Origin of the sequence: Rhizobium sp. RCC_161_2, assembly GCF_041355235.1 — a bacterium.
GTDB lineage: Bacteria > Pseudomonadota > Alphaproteobacteria > Rhizobiales > Rhizobiaceae > Rhizobium.
Map to the genome: position 1 here is coordinate 1 of NZ_JBFUPL010000049.1, position 511 is coordinate 511.

1 pseudogene is annotated in these 511 nt (G+C 56.8%); it reads left to right on the plus strand.

Annotated elements, in window-relative coordinates:
• Positions 1-54 precede the first annotated feature (54 nt).
• Positions 55-511, plus strand: a pseudogene (locus AB6803_RS33110) (IS6 family transposase); the annotation flags it as partial.

Below are 511 nucleotides of genomic sequence, written 5' to 3' on the forward strand. Positions count from 1 at the left end.
CATCGGGCATCGTCGACTTAACGGAATGTGGAATTCGATGTGTGAAGAAGGTTTATGACAGACCGTGATCCACTCGATTGCCGACATCCCTTTCCCGCTGAAGTCATTGCCCACGCCGTGTGGCTCTATTTCCGTTTCCCTCTCAGCCTGCGAATGGTCGAGGACTTGCTGGCGGCCCGTGGGATCATTGTCTCGCACCAGACCATCCGGCTTTGGGCGTAGAAATTCGGCCGCACCTTTGCCAACGAGATCCGTCGTCGGTCATCCGGCCGACTTGGGGACAAGTGGCATCGCGATGAAGCTGTTGTTTCAATCCTTGGCAAGAAGCATTGGCTTTGGCGCGCAGTTGATCAGGACGGTTTCGTCTTGGAGGTTTTCGTGCAAAGCCGCCGAAATGCAAAGGCCGCCAAGCGCCTGATGCGCAAGCTCATGAAGGGTCAGGGACGGTCGCCGCGTGTGATGATCACCGATAAGCTGCGGTCCTACGGCGCAGCAAAGCCAGAGATCATGC